This is a genomic window from Streptomyces sp. NBC_01267, assembly GCF_036241575.1.
In the GTDB taxonomy this organism is placed as follows: domain Bacteria; phylum Actinomycetota; class Actinomycetes; order Streptomycetales; family Streptomycetaceae; genus Streptomyces.
On sequence record NZ_CP108455.1, the window covers coordinates 1,622,011 to 1,635,808 of the forward strand.

Here is a 13,798-nt window from a genome sequence, read left to right on the forward strand (position 1 = left end):
TCTAGCCGGTGGCTAGCCGAAGAAGTTCCGTACATGTTCCAGGCCGTCCACCAGGGCGTCGACCTCGGCAGGCGTGGAGTACAGATAGAACGACGCTCGCGTGGTCGCAGGAATTCCGTACCGGAGGCAGACCGGCCGCGCGCAGTGGTGGCCGACCCGGACCGCGATGCCTTCCTCGTCGAGGACCTGGCCCACGTCGTGCGGGTGGATGTCGCCGAGCGTGAAGGAGATCGTCGCGCCCCGGTCCAGCGAGCTGGAGGGGCCGATGAACCGCAGGTCGGGGACCTCGCCGAGGCGCTTCATCGCGTACTCGGTGAGCGCGTGCTCATGAGCGGCGATCTTGTCCATGCCGATCGCGGAGAGGTAGTCCACGGCCGCACCGAGGCCGACGGCCTGGGCGATCGGGGGGGTACCCGCCTCGAACTTGTGCGGCGCGGGGGCGTAGGTCGACGAGTGCATCGACACGGTCTCGATCATCTCGCCGCCACCGAGGAACGGCGGGAGGTCCTCCAGGAGCTCCTGGCGGCCCCAGAGGACACCGATGCCGGTCGGGCCGACCATCTTGTGGCCGGTGAAGGCCACGAAGTCGGCCTGCAGCGCCTGGACGTCGAGCACCATGTGCGGCGCGGCCTGCGAGGCGTCGATGCAGACCAGCGCGCCGACCTGCTGGGCCCGCCGGATGATCGCCTCGACCGGGTTGACCGTGCCCATCAGGTTGGAGACCAGCGTGAAGGAGACGATCTTCGTCTTCTCGGTGATGATCTCTTCGATGTCGGACAGGTCGAGCCGGCCGTCGTCGGTGAGGCCGAACCACTTCAGCTTCGCGCCGGTGCGCTGCGAGAGCAGCTGCCACGGCACGATGTTGGAGTGGTGCTCCATCTCCGTGATGACGATCTCGGTCTCGTGGTCGACGCGGTAGGGCTCATCGGCCCAACCGAGCATGTTGGCGACGAGGTTGAGCGACTCCGAGGCGTTCTTGGTGAAGATCACCTCGTCGCGGCTCGGTGCGTTGATGAAGGCGGCGACCTTGTCGCGGGCACCTTCGTACAGCGCCGTGGCCTCCTCGGCGAGCACGTGCACGCCACGGTGGACGTTGGCGTTGTGCTGTTCGTAGTACTCGTTCAGCGCATCGAGCACCTGACGCGGCTTCTGCGAGGTCGCCGCGTTGTCCAGGTAAACGATCTTCTTCCCGTCGTGGACCAGACGATCCAGCAGGGGGAAGTCCTTGCGGATCGCCTCGGTGTCGAGCAGGCCCGGCAGCTGTGTCACGCGGCTGCGCCACCCTTCGTGTAGGCCTCGTAGCCCTCGTTCTCCAGCTTGTCGGCGAGCTCGGGGCCACCGGACTCGGCGATCCGGCCGTTCGCGAAGACGTGCACGAAGTCGGGCTTGATGTAGCGCAGGATGCGCGTGTAGTGCGTGATCAGCAGGGTGCCGACCTCGCCGCCCTCGCGGACGCGGTTGACGCCGTCGGAGACCTGGCGCAGCGCGTCGACGTCCAGGCCGGAGTCGGTCTCGTCGAGGATCGCGATCTTCGGCTTGAGCAGCTCCAGCTGAAGGATCTCGTGGCGCTTCTTCTCACCGCCGGAGAAGCCCTCGTTGACGTTGCGCTCGGCGAAGGCCGGGTCCATCTGGAGGGTCTCCATGGCCGTCTTGACCTCCTTCACCCAGGTACGCAGCTTGGGCGCCTCGCCACGGATGGCGGTGGCCGACGTGCGGAGGAAGTTGGAGACCGAGACGCCGGGGACCTCGACCGGGTACTGCATGGCGAGGAAGACGCCGGCGCGGGCGCGCTCGTCGACGGTCATCTCCAGGACGTCCTCGCCGTCGAGGGTGACGGTGCCGCTGGTGATCGTGTACTTGGGGTGCCCCGCGAGGGAGTACGCCAGCGTCGACTTGCCGGAGCCGTTGGGGCCCATGATGGCGTGGGTCTCGCCCTGCTTCACGGTCAGGTCGACGCCCTTGAGGATCTCCTTCGTACCGTTCTCGGTTTCGACGGAGACGTGCAGGTCGCGGATTTCAAGCGTTGCCATGGGTGACTCAGGACTCCTGGGATACGGAGACGAGCACATCGTCCCCTTCGATCTTTACGGGGTAAACGGGGACGGGGCGCGTCGCGGGAAGGCCGGACGGCTTGCCGGTACGGAGGTCGAAGCTGGAACCGTGCAGCCAGCACTCGATGGTGCAGTCCTCGACCTCGCCCTCGGAGAGCGAGACGTTCGCGTGCGAGCAGATGTCGTTGATGGCGAACACCTCCCCCTCGGTACGGACGACCGAGACCGGCGTGGAGTCGATTTCCACCCGCTTCGGGGTGTCCTCCTCCAGCTCGCTCAGCCCACAGACTCGGACGAAGGCCATCAGACCGAAGCCTCCAGCTCTGCGTCGATCTTGGCGAGCAGCCGCTCCTCGACATCCGGGAGGCCGATCTGCTGGACCAGCTCGGCGAAGAAGCCCCGGACGACCAGGCGGCGGGCCTCGCCCTCCGGAATGCCACGGGACTGCAGGTAGAAGAGCTGCGAGTCGTCGAAGCGGCCGGTCGCCGACGCGTGTCCCGCACCGGCGATCTCACCGGTCTCGATCTCCAGGTTCGGCACCGAGTCGACCCGTGCGCCGTCCGTGAGGACGAGGTTGCGGTTGAGCTCGTACGAGTCGGTGCCCTCGGCGGCGGCCCGGATCAGGACGTCGCCGATCCATACGGCGTGCGCGTCCTGGCCCTGCAGCGCGCCCTTGTAGGCCACGTTCGACCTGCAGTTGGGGGCATTGTGGTCGACGAGGAGGCGGTGCTCCTGGTGCTGTCCCTGGTCGGTGAAGTACAGGCCGAAGAGCTCGGCCTCGCCGCCGGGGCCCGCGTACTGCACGCGGGGGTGGAGCCGTACGAGGTCGCCGCCGAAGGTGACCACGACCGACTTGAACGAGGCGTCCCTGCCCACCAGCGCGTTGTGCTGCGCCACGTGGACGGCCTCGGGCTCCCAGTCCTGGACGGAGACGACGGTCAGCTTCGCCCCGTCGCCCAGGATGTAGTCGACATTGGCCGCGAGCTGCGCGTCACCGGTGTGGTCGATGACCACGACGGCCTCGGCGAAGGCGCCGAGCTCGATGACCTGGTGGCCGTAGGCGGTGCCGCCCAGACCGCGCACGGCGATCCGGATCGGCTCGCTGAGCACGGCTTCCTTGGGCACCGAGACGACGGACGCCTTCTCGAAGGAGGAGAACGCCTGGGCGGCGACCCGGTCCACGGGCGTACCGGCCCTGCCGATGCGCGCGTCGTCACGGCCGACGGTCTCGACGGTCACGCCCTCGGGGGCGGACACCTCGATCTGGACGCCGCTGCCGGACGCGACGGCGGTGCCGTCGTGCAGGCCCTTGAGGCGTTCCAGCGGGGTGAACCGCCACTCCTCCTCGCGACCGCGGGGGACCGGGAAGTCCGCCACGTCGAAGGACGGGGGCGCGCTCATGCGGGTGGCGACGGTGGACTCGGCAGCCACCGCGATGGACCCGGCAGTGGTGGAACCTGCCGGAGGGGGTCCCCCCGCTCGGGCGGAGCCGAGAGTGGGGGAATTCTGAGCCTCAGCCATGGCTGTCGTCGTGCTCGCTTTCTGATGAATACGTCTGGGTCGGGCGAGGGAGCGGGGAGGGTGGCGGCTAGCCGACCGATCCCTCCATCTGCAGCTCGATCAGCCGGTTGAGCTCCAGGGCGTACTCCATGGGGAGCTCCTTGGCGATCGGCTCGACGAAGCCGCGCACGATCATCGCCATCGCCTCGAACTCCGTCATACCGCGGCTCATCAGGTAGAAGAGCTGGTCGTCGGAGACCTTGGAGACGGTTGCCTCGTGGCCCATGGACACGTCGTCCTCGCGGACGTCCACGTAGGGGTAGGTGTCCGAGCGGGAGATCGTGTCGACGAGCAGCGCGTCGCACAGGACGTTGGACTTGGAGCCCTCGGCGCCCTCGCCGATCTCGATCAGACCGCGGTAGGAGGTGCGGCCGCCGCCTCGCGCCACCGACTTGGAGACGATGTTGGAGGAGGTGTTCGGTGCCATGTGCACCATCTTGGCGCCGGCGTCCTGGTGCTGGCCCTCGCCCGCGAAGGCGATCGACAGGGTCTCGCCCTTGGCGTGCTCACCCATCAGGTAGACGGCCGGGTACTTCATGGTGACCTTGGAGCCGATGTTGCCGTCGACCCACTCCATGGTCGCGCCCTCGTACGCCACGGCCCGCTTGGTGACCAGGTTGTAGACGTTGTTCGACCAGTTCTGGATCGTCGTGTAGCGGCACCGGCCGCCCTTCTTCACGATGATCTCCACGACGGCGCTGTGCAGCGAGTCGGAGGAGTAGATCGGGGCGGTGCAGCCCTCGACGTAGTGGACGTAGGCGTCCTCGTCGACGATGATCAGCGTCCGCTCGAACTGGCCCATGTTCTCCGTGTTGATACGGAAGTAGGCCTGGAGCGGGATCTCGACGTGCACACCCTTCGGCACGTAGATGAAGGAACCACCGGACCAGACGGCCGAGTTCAGCGACGCGAACTTGTTGTCACCGACCGGGATGACCGTGCCGAAGTACTCCTGGAAGAGCTCCGGGTGCTCCTTCAGCGCGGTGTCGGTGTCCATGAAGATGACACCCTGCGCCTCCAGCTCCTCGTTGATCTGGTGGTAGACGACCTCGGACTCGTACTGGGCGGCGACACCCGCGACGAGACGCTGCTTCTCCGCCTCCGGGATGCCGAGCTTGTCGTACGTGTTCTTGATGTCCTCCGGCAGGTCCTCCCAGGACTCGGCCTGCTTCTCGGTGGACCGCACGAAGTACTTGATGTTGTCGAAGTCGATGCCCGACAGGTCGGAGCCCCAGCTCGGCATCGGCTTCTTGCCGAAGAGCTTGAAGCCCTTGAGACGCAGCTTCAGCATCCACTCCGGCTCGTTCTTCTTGGCCGAGATGTCGCGGACGACGGCTTCGGACAGGCCACGCTTGGCCGCGGCACCTGCCACGTCGGGGTCGGCCCAGCCGAATTCGTACGTACCCAGGCCCTCGAGTTCGGGGTGGGCAGTCTCCATGGGGAGAGTCATGCGGGGTTCCTCCCGGCCGTACTGGCGGATGCTGAATCGGTGGTGATCTGATGGGCGGTCTTGGGGATGAACGTCGTACACACCCCGTCGCCGTGGGCGATGGTGGCCAGACGCTGCACATGGGTCCCGAGCAGACGGGAGAAGACCTCGGTCTCCGCCTCGCAGAGCTGCGGGAACTGTTCGGCGACGTGGGCCACCGGGCAGTGGTGCTGGCAGAGCTGCTCACCGACCGGCGCGTTTCGCGCCGTAGCAGCGTACCCGTCGGCGGTCAACGCCTTGGCCAAGGCCTCGGCGCGGCTCTCGGGTGCGGCGGCCTCGATGGCTTCGCGGTACGTCTCGGCCTGCGTGGTGAGCCGGTCACGGGCGAAATCCATGACGGCCTCGTCGCCCGAGTGCCGGGCGATCCAGCGCAGGGCGTCCCCGGCGAGCTTGTCGTAGGACTGCTCGAAGGCGTCCCGGCCGCAGTCGGTGAGCGCGAAGACCTTGGCCGGACGGCCGCGGGTCCGCGCGCCGTACACCCGCTGCTCGCGGGGGACGATCACCTCGTCGGTGACCAGGGCGTCGAGATGGCGGCGGACGGCGGCGGGGGTGAGCCCGAGGCGCCCGGCGAGCTCGGTCACGGTGGACGGGCCGTGGTCCAGGATGGAGCGCGCGACGCGGTTGCGGGTGGACCGCTCACCGGTCGCGAGTTCCTCCTGCGGAGCCTCGCCAACGTATTTCACAACGCCATTGTTGCGTAATTCACCGGCTCGCGACAAGCAGAGATCGCGAACGCCCTCGGTGGCTTCCATCACTTAGGGTCACCTAAACGGGCTCCGGGACGCCCTGCCCCGGGCCCGGCGTCCCCCCGGGCGGTTCGTAGACTCCCCCGTATGAGCACAGATCCCGCCGTTGAGGTCCGCGGCCTCGTCAAGCGGTACGGCGCCAGGACCGCGGTGGACGGCCTGGACCTCACGGTCGGCACCGGCACCGTCACCGCGGTCCTCGGGCCGAACGGCGCAGGCAAGACCACCACCGTCGAGACCTGCGAGGGATACCGCCGCGCCGACGCCGGCACCGTGCGGGTCCTCGGCCTCGACCCGGTGGCCGACGCCGCGCGGCTCCGCCCGCGGATCGGTGTGATGCTCCAGTCGGGTGGTGTCTACCCCGGCGCCCACGCCGCCGAGATGCTCCACCACACGGCCCGGCTGCACGCCCACCCGCTGGACGTGGACACCCTGATCGAGCGGCTCGGGCTGACGGACTGCGGCCGTACGACGTACCGCAGACTCTCCGGCGGCCAGCAGCAGCGGCTCGCCCTGGCGATGGCCGTGGTCGGCCGCCCCGAGCTGGTCTTCCTCGACGAGCCGACCGCGGGCCTGGACCCGCAGGCCCGCAGGTCCACCTGGGATCTCGTACGGGAGCTGCGCGCCGACGGCGTGACCACCGTGCTCACCACCCACTTCATGGACGAGGCCGAGGAGCTCGCCGACGACGTCGTGATCATCGACGCCGGCCGGGCCGTCGCCCACGACTCCCCCGACGCCCTGTGCCGCGGCGGCGCGGAGAACAGCCTGCGCTTCAGCGGACGGCCGGGGCTCGACCTGGGCTCGCTGCTCAAGGCTCTCCCGGACGGCACCCAGGCCGCCGAACCGGCCTCGGGCCACTACCGGATCACCGGCACCGTCGACCCGCAGCTGCTGGCCACCGTCACCTCCTGGTGCGCCCAGAACGGCGTGATGCCGGACCGGATCTCCGTCGAGCGCCACACACTCGAAGACGTCTTCCTGGAACTGACCGGCAAGGAGCTGCGCGCATGAGCGCCGGTACGGCTGCATCCCCGCGATCCCCACGCCGGGACGGAACCACGTCGACGTACGCCCCCCGGCCGGGGGCGGCGCCGCTCCCCCGCATGATCGCGGCGCAGACGGTCTTCGAGACGAAGATGCTGCTGCGCAACGGCGAGCAGCTGCTCCTCACCGTGATCATCCCGTCGCTGCTGCTCGTCCTCTTCTCCGCGGTCGACATCGTCGCCGTACCCACGGACACCGCGGGCGGCGCGGGCAGGTCCGTCGACTTCCTGGCCCCCGGGATCCTCGCGCTCGCCGTGATGTCCACGGCCTTCACCGGACAGGCCATCGCGACCGGCTTCGAGCGCAGGTACGGGGTGCTCAAGCGGCTCGGCGCGTCCCCGCTGCCGCGCTGGGCGCTGATGACCGCCAAGACGCTGTCCGTCCTGGTCACCGAGGTCCTGCAGATCGTCCTGCTGACGGTGATCGCTCTCGCGCTCGGCTGGTCGCCGCACGGCAACCCGTTCGCCGTCCTGCTGCTGCTCGTCCTCGGTACGGCCGCCTTCTCCGGCCTGGGGCTCCTGATGGCCGGGACCCTCAAGGCGGAGGCCACCCTGGCCGCCGCCAATCTGGTCTTCCTGCTGCTGCTCGTCGGGGGCGGGGTCATCGTTCCGATGGACAAGTTCCCCGGCGGCGTCAGGTCCGTACTGGAACTGCTGCCGATCTCGGCGCTCTCGGACGGACTGCGCGACGTGCTCCAGCACGGGGCCTCGATGCCCTGGGGCGACCTGGGGATCCTCGTGGTGTGGGCGGTGCTCGGGCTGGGCGCGGCTGCCCGGTTCTTCCGCTGGGAATAGTCCGGTCCCCGGCTGGGAACAGTCCGGCCGAAGCAGCCCGGAGTGGGTGAAAGCCCCCCTCGTGAAAGTACGCACAAGCGCCCGGCCTACGATGTCCCCGTGCCGAAATTGACTCGCGCCGAAGCCGCTGGCGCCGTGCGCAACCCGCTCGCCTTCATCGCCGAACGCTGGACTCCGGCGCCCCGGACCGTCCAGCGGGCCGCCATGTCGGCCCTGGTGATGGCGGTGGTGATCGTCGTGACCGGCGGCGCCGTGCGGCTCACCGGGTCCGGGCTCGGCTGCCCGACCTGGCCCAAGTGCACCGACCAGAGCCTCACCGCGACCAGCGAGATGGGCCTCCACGGCGCCATCGAGTTCTCCAACCGGATGCTGACGTACGTACTGTGCGCGGCGGTCGGCTGGGCGATCATCGCGGCCCGCTCGGCGAAGCCGTGGCGGCGTCCGGTGACGCGGCTCGGCTGGGCCCAGTTCTGGGTGGTCATGGGCAATGCGGTGCTCGGCGGCGTCGTGGTGCTGGTCGGCCTCAACCCGTACACGGTGGCCGCCCACTTCCTGCTCTCCACCGGGCTGATCACGGTCGCCGTACTGACCTGGCAGCGCACCCGCGAGGGTGACGGCGCCCCGCGCCCCCTCGTGGGCAAGGCGGTCGCCCAGCTGACCTGGCTGCTCACCGTCGCGGCGGGTCTGCTGATCGCGGTCGGTACGGTCGTCTCCGGTGCGGGCCGGCACGCGGGCGACTCCAGCGAGGTGGAGCGCATCCCCGTCGACTGGTCGATGATCGCCCAGCTGCACGCGGATCTGGCCTGGGTCGTGGTGGCGCTCACCGTGGCGCTCTGGTTCGTACTGAAGGCGGTGGACGCACCGGTCGGGCCGCTCCACCGGGCCCGTGACCTCTTCCTGGTGCTGATGGCGCAGGGCGTGATCGGTTATGTCCAGTACTTCACCCACACCCCCGAGATCCTGGTCGGGATCCACATGTTCGGCGCCACACTGGTGTGGATCGGCGTGATGCGCGTCCTGCTGTCGCTGCGCGAGCGCCCGCACACCACCGGGACCGGGATCCCCGCCCAGCCCGAGGACGCGGCACTCGCCGGCGTCTAACCGGTCGATGGGGCGGGGTCCCGCCCCTCCAGGCCGTAGACGCGGCGGGCGTTGCCCGCCGCGATCATCCCGGCCACACGTAACGCGTCCGTACGCGACCAGGCCCCGTCGGCCACCCAGCCGCCCAGCGCCTGCTCCAGGGCGTCGTGGAACAGCCGCGCGCCCACCACGTACAGCTCGGGCAGCCCCCGGGCGCCGGTGGAGAACAGCAGCTTCCCGAAGGGCGCGAGCTCAAGGATCTCCGCGAGCACGGCGGCGGCCCGCACCCCCGTGTGGGCGAGGGCCGGGCCGAGGTCGGCGTACACATGCGGGTGGACGCTCGCCAGATGGGCGACCTGCCGGTGGTACGGATAGCCGTGCAGCAGCACCAGATCCGTGCCGAGGCCTGTCGCCGCAGCGATGAAGTCACCGAGCAGCAGCGGGTCGCTCACGCCGATGTGCAGCTGGAGCGGGCGCCCGGTGGCGACCGCGTTCCACAGGAGGTGGCGCCGGAGCACCGGATCGGTGAGCCTGCCCCCGACCTGGCGGCCCGCCAGCCAGCGCCCGGCGGCACCGCGGACCTCACCGGGTCCTGGCGGGTCGGCTGCCGGTGCGATTCCCTGCTCCAGCGGAGCGACCGCGGTGAAGGCGACCGCGGAACCGGCCGCTCCGTGCACGGCCTCGGCCAGATTGGCGAGGAAGGACTCGACGGTGCCAGAGGTGTCGGCGACCTGCTCGGCGAGCAGTTCCAGACGGACGGTCTCGTGGGCCTCGGCCGCGCCCGCCGCCGCCATCTCCTGCGGCCTCATGAGGTCACCCGGCAGCCCGGTGTCCACCAGAAAGGTGGTGATCCCGCTGCCGCGCAGCAGCCGTCTCCCCACCTCCAGCACGCCGAGTTCCCGGCGGCGGGCCAGGTAGCGGGCGGGCGGGCAGTGCGGTTCGAGGTCGAGCAGCGGCGGACACCAGCGCCGTACGGCGAAGCCGGTCTGGGTGTCGAAGAAGGTGGTGCCGGGGGCGGGCGGCCCCGGAGTCCTGCCGAGGTACGCCTCGAAGGTGCCGAGGCCGAGTTCCGTCCGGAGCACTCCGTGGCAGTACTGGTCCACCAGGGAAGGTGTCTCGATCATCCGGGGCCTCCGCTTCGGACTGTTCTCCTTCAGTCCTAACGGGAGAAGGCACCCTCAGGTGTTGCCCTCAGCCGGTGCCCTCAGCTGTTGCCCGAGCCACCGAGCTGGATGCCCGCCATCCGCTTCCACTCGTACGGGCCGGTGCGGACCTTGGCCGCGAACTCCCCGTCGAAGGATTCGTGGACGGTGACCCCGGCCTTCTCGGCGGCGCTCTGCGCCATGGCGTACGACGGGGCCATCAGGTCACCCCAGTCGCCGTCCTCGCCCACCAGCACGATGCGGGCCCCGCGCCGTCCGATGTACGCGAGCTGCGCCTCGGCGCCGCCGTGCGCCCGGCCGAAGGCCTGGATCTGCTTGGCGAGCCTGGCCGTCCTGCGCTCGGCCCTGGCGTCGTGCTTCTCGTCAGCGTTCTCGTCAACCTGAGTCTCTGCCATGGCCGCACACTACTCGCGAGTAGGAGCGGGGGCGACGGTCGGGTGACGTGGTGTGGGCCACTGACGCGCCGGCCCCGACGCGGACAGCTAGCGCAGGAAGGGGTCCACCGCGACGGCCACGAAGAGCAGCGACACATAGGTGATGGACCAGTGGAACAGCCGCATCTCCTTGAGCTTGACGCCCGTGACGCCGTTGTTGGCCCGCGACCGCAGCGCGTGCGCCTCCCGGAGCCAGAAGCCGCCCGCGAGCACGGCCACCACGGTGTAGAGCCAGCCGGTGTAACCGAGCGGGGTCAGCAGCAGCGAGACGGCGACCATCACCCAGCTGTAGATCACGATCTGCCGGGCCACGACCTGGTTGGTCGCGATGACGGGCAGCATCGGGACACCGGCGCGCGCGTAGTCGTCCTTGACCTTCATGGACAGCGGCCAGTAGTGCGGCGGCGTCCAGAAGAACATGACGAGGAAGAGGATGACCGGGGCCCACGACATCGAGTCGGTGACGGACGACCAGCCGATGAGCACCGGCATGCAGCCCGCGATGCCGCCCCAGACGATGTTCTGCGAGGTACGGCGCTTGAGGATCATCGTGTAGATGACGACGTAGAAGAGGAGTGCGCCCAGCGAGAGCGCCGCCGACAGCCAGTTGACGAGCAGGCCGAACCACAGCGTGGAGAACACGGCGAGCGTGAAGGCGAAGACCAGGCACTCGCGCGGGGACACCATTCCGGTGATCAGCGGGCGCTGCGACGTGCGGTCCATCACGGCGTCGATGTCGCGGTCGATGTACATGTTGAACGCGTTGGCGCCGCCGGCGGACAGATATCCGCCCACGCAGGTCACCAGAACGAGCCACAGATTGGGGACGCCCTGCTTCGCCAGGAACATCACCGGAACGGTGGTGATCAGCAGCAGTTCGATGATCCGCGGCTTGGTCAGCGCCACAAAAGCCTTGACACGGGCCCCGAATGGCCGACGGGCCCCCGGGCTGGGAGTCAGGACGACCCCTGCGGGTCGGGACTCGACGGCCGTCACGTACACCCCTGACAGAGAATTTCCCAGCAAGTTCCGGCCGTGAAGGCGCGGTAAAGACTTGCGCGTACCACGCCACTCTAAACGCTGCCCCTACGTCGCCCTCCCCGGGGGTGGGGTCGTGTTGAGGCCGTTGCCCGCACCCGGGATGCATGGGGAGAACCGTCTTCCGACGGGCGAACCGACGCGCCCGACCGCACCCTGGGAAGTGTCTGTCTTCCGCCGCGGGGAACTCGAAAAGACGGGCGTTGCCACAGGGGTAGGCTCGACAACGCCCGGACACATCGACCGTCACCGGGAAACACATATCTGGAGAGGAGCCCTGACCCAGGGTGAGCACCAAGCCGACCACCACTGATTTCGAGTGGACCGAAACGGACCAGCGGGCCGTCGACACCGCCCGCGTTCTGGCCGCGGACGCCGTACAGAAGGTCGGCAACGGCCATCCCGGTACGGCCATGAGCCTGGCCCCGGCCGCGTACACCCTCTTCCAGAAGGTGATGCGCCACGACCCCGCCGACCCCGAGTGGGCCGGCCGTGACCGGTTCGTCCTCTCCGCGGGCCACTCGTCGCTGACCCTGTACACCCAGCTCTACCTGGCCGGGTTCGGCCTGGAGCTGGACGACCTCAAGGCGTTCCGCACCTGGGGCTCGAAGACCCCGGGGCACCCGGAGTACGGGCACACCGCCGGTGTCGAGACCACCACCGGCCCGCTGGGCCAGGGTGTCGCCAACGCGGTGGGCATGGCCATGGCCGCCCGCTACGAGCGCGGTCTCTTCGACCCGGAGGCGGCCCCCGGCACCTCCCCGTTCGACCACTTCGTCTACGCGATCGCCGGCGACGGCTGCCTCCAGGAGGGCATCTCCGCGGAGGCGTCCTCGCTCGCGGGCCACCAGAAGCTCGGCAACCTCGTCCTGCTGTGGGACGACAACCACATCTCCATCGAGGGTGACACCGAGACCGCGGTCTCGGAGGACACCTGCGCGCGGTACGAGGCGTACGGCTGGCACGTCCAGCGCGTCGCGCCCCAGGCGAACGGCGACCTCGACCCGGCGGCCCTGTACGCGGCGATCGAGGCGGCCAAGGCCGAGACCGGGCGCCCTTCGTTCATCGCGATGCGCTCGATCATCGCCTGGCCCGCCCCGCACGCCCAGAACACCGAGGCCGCGCACGGCTCGGCGCTCGGCGACGAAGAGGTCGCCGCGACCAAGAAGGTCCTCGGGTTCGACCCGGAGAAGTCCTTCGAGGTGTCCGACGAGGTCGTGGCGCACACCCGCGCGGCGCTCGACCGCGGCCGTGAGGCCAAGGGCGAGTGGGAGAAGACCCTCGCCGCCTGGCGCACCGCCAACCCGGAGCGTGCCGCGGAGTTCGACCGGATCAGCGCGGGCGAGCTGCCCGCGGGCTGGACGGACCACCTCCCCGCGTTCGAGGCCGGTCAGCCGGTCGCCACGCGCGCCGCTTCCGGCAAGGTGCTCCAGGCACTGGGCGGGATCGTTCCCGAGCTGTGGGGCGGCTCCGCCGACCTCGCGGGCTCGAACAACACCACCATCGACAAGACGTCGTCGTTCCTGCCGGCGGGCAACCCGCTGCCGGGCGCCGACCCGTACGGCCGCACGGTCCACTTCGGCATCCGCGAGCACTCCATGGCCGCGGCCATGAACGGCATCGCGCTGCACGGCCACACCCGTATCTACGGCGGCACCTTCCTGGTGTTCTCCGACTACATGCGTAACGCGGTCCGGCTCTCCGCTCTGATGCACCTGCCGGTCACCTACGTATGGACGCACGACTCGATCGGTCTCGGCGAGGACGGCCCGACGCACCAGCCGGTGGAGCACCTGGCCTCGCTGCGTGCCATCCCCGGTCTGAACGTCGTCCGCCCCGCGGACGCCAACGAGACCGTGATCGCCTGGCGCGAGATCCTCCAGCGCCACACCAAGGAGTTCGGCAAGGGCGCCCCGCACGGCCTGGCGCTGACCCGTCAGGGTGTGCCGACGTACGAGGCGAACGAGGACGCGGCCAAGGGCGGTTACGTCCTCCTCGACGCCGAGGGCGGCGACGCCCGGGTCGTGCTGATCGGCACCGGCTCCGAGGTCCACCTGGCCGTGCAGGCGCGCGAGCAGCTCCAGGCCGCGGGGATCCCGACCCGGGTGGTCTCGATGCCCTCGGTCGAGTGGTTCGAGGAGCAGGACCAGGCCTACCGCGACTCGGTGCTGCCGCCGGCCGTCAAGGCGCGGGTGGCGGTCGAGGCCGGTATCGGTCTGACCTGGCACCGCTTCGTGGGTGACGCGGGACGGATCGTGTCGCTGGAGCACTTCGGTGCGTCCGCCGACGCCAAGGTCCTGTTCCGCGAGTTCGGCTTCACCGCCGAGGCCGTGGCCGCCGCTGCCCGGGAATCTCTCGAAGCCGCCGCACGCTGACGCTTCTATACAGACAAGTAG

At 69.6% G+C, this 13,798-nt stretch carries 13 protein-coding genes; 4 read left to right on the top strand and 9 right to left on the bottom strand.

What is annotated here, in order from left to right; translation table 11 throughout:
- Positions 1–12: 12 nt before the first annotated feature.
- From OG709_RS07565 to OG709_RS07590, 6 genes are all read right to left on the bottom strand, one after another.
- Entirely contained in the window at positions 13–1,269 is a 1,257-nt protein-coding gene (locus OG709_RS07565) for a cysteine desulfurase (RefSeq protein WP_250303854.1), read from the bottom strand.
- The gene (gene sufC / locus OG709_RS07570; RefSeq protein ID WP_250303853.1) at positions 1,266–2,030 is read right to left on the bottom strand and encodes a Fe-S cluster assembly ATPase SufC; all 765 of its coding nucleotides are present in this window, start codon (positions 2,028–2,030) and stop codon (positions 1,266–1,268) included. The genes OG709_RS07565 and sufC overlap by 4 nt, the downstream gene beginning before the upstream one ends.
- 7 nt (positions 2,031–2,037) lie before the next feature.
- Positions 2,038–2,355, bottom strand: coding sequence for a bifunctional 3-phenylpropionate/cinnamic acid dioxygenase ferredoxin subunit (locus OG709_RS07575; protein ID WP_266643697.1), 318 nt, complete (start codon positions 2,353–2,355; stop codon positions 2,038–2,040).
- Positions 2,355–3,572 (bottom strand): Fe-S cluster assembly protein SufD, encoded by a 1,218-nt coding sequence (sufD, locus tag OG709_RS07580; protein WP_250303851.1) that lies wholly within the window; start codon positions 3,570–3,572, stop codon positions 2,355–2,357. Before sufD ends, OG709_RS07575 begins: the two co-directional genes overlap by 1 nt.
- A 67-nt stretch (positions 3,573–3,639) precedes the next feature.
- Positions 3,640–5,061, bottom strand: coding sequence for a Fe-S cluster assembly protein SufB (sufB, locus tag OG709_RS07585; RefSeq protein WP_329165342.1), 1,422 nt, complete (start codon positions 5,059–5,061; stop codon positions 3,640–3,642).
- On the bottom strand, positions 5,058–5,783 hold the full coding sequence (locus tag OG709_RS07590; protein ID WP_250303849.1) for a helix-turn-helix transcriptional regulator: 726 nt from the start codon (positions 5,781–5,783) through the stop codon (positions 5,058–5,060). Before OG709_RS07590 ends, sufB begins: the two co-directional genes overlap by 4 nt.
- A gap of 150 nt (positions 5,784–5,933) precedes the next feature.
- On the opposite strand from OG709_RS07590, the gene OG709_RS07595 reads away from it, so the two are divergent.
- From OG709_RS07595 to OG709_RS07605, 3 genes are all read left to right on the top strand, one after another.
- Positions 5,934–6,860, top strand: coding sequence for an ABC transporter ATP-binding protein (locus OG709_RS07595; RefSeq protein WP_250303848.1), 927 nt, complete (start codon positions 5,934–5,936; stop codon positions 6,858–6,860).
- A complete protein-coding gene (locus OG709_RS07600; RefSeq protein ID WP_250303847.1) occupies positions 6,857–7,687 on the top strand; it encodes an ABC transporter permease in 831 nt (276 codons plus the stop codon). The genes OG709_RS07595 and OG709_RS07600 overlap by 4 nt, the downstream gene beginning before the upstream one ends.
- Before the next feature lie 99 nt (positions 7,688–7,786).
- Positions 7,787–8,788: a COX15/CtaA family protein gene (locus OG709_RS07605; RefSeq protein ID WP_329165346.1), complete on the top strand. Its 1,002-nt coding sequence runs from the start codon at positions 7,787–7,789 to the stop codon at positions 8,786–8,788.
- Here the strand turns inward: OG709_RS07605 and OG709_RS07610 are convergent.
- The 3 genes from OG709_RS07610 to OG709_RS07620 form a co-directional block, all read right to left on the bottom strand.
- Positions 8,785–9,891: an amidohydrolase family protein gene (locus tag OG709_RS07610; RefSeq protein ID WP_250303845.1), complete on the bottom strand. Its 1,107-nt coding sequence runs from the start codon at positions 9,889–9,891 to the stop codon at positions 8,785–8,787. The two genes, OG709_RS07605 and OG709_RS07610, sit on opposite strands and share 4 nt — an antisense overlap.
- Positions 9,892–9,971: 80 nt before the next feature.
- On the bottom strand, positions 9,972–10,325 hold the full coding sequence (locus OG709_RS07615) for a hypothetical protein (protein ID WP_266643689.1): 354 nt from the start codon (positions 10,323–10,325) through the stop codon (positions 9,972–9,974).
- A gap of 87 nt (positions 10,326–10,412) precedes the next feature.
- Positions 10,413–11,360 (bottom strand): heme o synthase, encoded by a 948-nt coding sequence (locus OG709_RS07620; protein ID WP_250303843.1) that lies wholly within the window; start codon positions 11,358–11,360, stop codon positions 10,413–10,415.
- Positions 11,361–11,689: 329 nt separating this feature from the next.
- Here OG709_RS07620 and tkt point away from each other — a divergent pair, with 329 nt between their 5' ends.
- Positions 11,690–13,777: a transketolase gene (tkt, locus tag OG709_RS07625; protein ID WP_250303842.1), complete on the top strand. Its 2,088-nt coding sequence runs from the start codon at positions 11,690–11,692 to the stop codon at positions 13,775–13,777.
- Positions 13,778–13,798: the final 21 nt, after the last annotated feature.